Origin of the sequence: Microcoleus sp. BM001215392 (assembly GCF_036700185.1) — a bacterium.
Lineage (GTDB): Bacteria > Cyanobacteriota > Cyanobacteriia > Cyanobacteriales > Microcoleaceae > Microcoleus.
The window spans coordinates 1-1,764 of record NZ_JAUBOJ010000672.1 but is presented as its reverse complement, the minus strand read 5'-3'; the positions used below and the strand labels follow the sequence as shown (position 1 = coordinate 1,764).

The 1,764-nt window shown below is 46.7% G+C and carries 1 protein-coding gene; it reads left to right on the top strand.

What is annotated here, in order from left to right:
- Positions 1–636: 636 nt before the first annotated feature.
- Positions 637–1,566 carry a type I secretion C-terminal target domain-containing protein gene (locus tag QT974_RS34025; RefSeq protein WP_333472763.1) on the top strand — a complete coding sequence of 310 codons (930 nt, stop codon included), beginning with the start codon at positions 637–639 and terminating at the stop codon, positions 1,564–1,566.
- Positions 1,567–1,764 lie beyond the last annotated feature (198 nt).

The following is a 1,764-nucleotide window of genomic DNA, read 5'->3' as shown; positions in this document are numbered from 1 at the left end:
GTCTAGCTATGACCAATAATGACATTTTCGTTCTTGCTTAACAGACACCTCCAAATTGGTATATAGCCTTTCAAGCTCTCATATGAGGTACGACTGGCACGGAGGCCGGCCAAACCGGGCATAGGCTTGCGCCGGGCATAAGCCTCGGTGAGCATACCTCACTTTTTTGAGAACCGCTATAACTTGTTAGGCTGAGGCGATCGCAATTTGTTTCTCAGCGATCGATTCAGTTATCAGTCAAAAAGCATCACTCACAAATCGAACTGACATATCGATCTGCTCACCGCTCTTTTAGGGCGGTGATTTTTGAGGTTTCACCGAATGATGCTGCCGGGGCAGTTTTCGACCCTGTTCGGTCGATCGACCGCAAGAATATTAGTCCGCAAAATAGAACGGACTTAAGTCCGCAAAATAGAACGGACTTAAGTCCGCACTACAAACCTTTTTCGATCGTAGTTTTAGGATTTATTTCTACTGCAAAACTATTTGTACTTATATTTTGCTTCACTTCTGCGATCGCCCGTGACATTTGTCATGAGCGCTCGTGACATTTGTCCGATGTGGAACGCTTCTGGTACTAGATATCTTAAGGCTATCGGTACAAACCACATCACAAAGAACTCAGGAGTAAAAACAATGGCAACTTTTAATGACAGAGCTTTGAACGACACGTTCTTGGGAGGCTATGGAAATAACTGGTTTAACGACGAAATGAACCAGAGATTTGAAGGAATTACCGGCGACCCCAACGAACAAATTTTCGGGAATGAGCTGGATAATGTTCTTTATGGGAAAGAAGGGGACGATATTCTCTATGGCTATGCAGGTGATGACGCTTTAGTCGGGAACAGCGGCAACGATACCATGGTAGGCGGCATTGGCAACGACAGTTATTGGGTCGGAGAGAGCGGCGATGTCGTTGTCGAAGAATCGGGAAGTGGCACGGATACAGTTTTTGCCACCATCAACTACACCTTGGGAGCTAATGTCGAAAATCTATACCTGATGCCCCACAGTAACGCTCGCGAAGGCATTGGAAACGACCTGAATAATGCGATCGGACTGGCGAATACAGGCAACGATAAGCTCGGTGTCCGCGACCAAAATCTGGTTCTCAGCGGTATGGGTGGTGATGACACTCTCTCAGGTGGTTCTGGGGACGATCTGTTGACGGGCGGTACGGGCCGCGATTTGCTGACAGGTGGTTCTGGGGACGATCGCTATGTTTACACCCAACTCAAAGATGCAGGGGATACCATCACCGATTTTAGCAATGGGAAAGATGTGTTGGATTTACGCGACCTGTTCGGGAGTTTTGATGCGATCGTTGCTGACCCAATTGCAGCAGGATATCTGCGTCTGACCCGAGTTGGCGGCAATACGCAAGTGGAAATCGACCCCGATGGCAAGAAAGGAAAAACTGGATTCACAACGCTCGTCACGGTCAATGGTATCGCACCGGAGCAATTGGGAATCGGGAAAAATCTCCTAGTGGCGGCTTCGCTGAGTATTGCCCCCGCACCTGAGCTCGCACCCCTGAATACAAATTTTCTCCTTCTCAAATAAATCGCGAATAGCCCTAAAAACGCAACAAACCTATTGTTTATATTCTGTCCGATCGCCAAAAAAATTAGTTAGTAGTAAGGAATGCGAGTCTTTAGATTCATAGGACTTTAGTCCTTACTACTAACCTGTGCGATATTTCCAATTCATTAGACTTGAATTGCATAAGTCTTTGATTGATACAGAAACCGCAGATGTCAG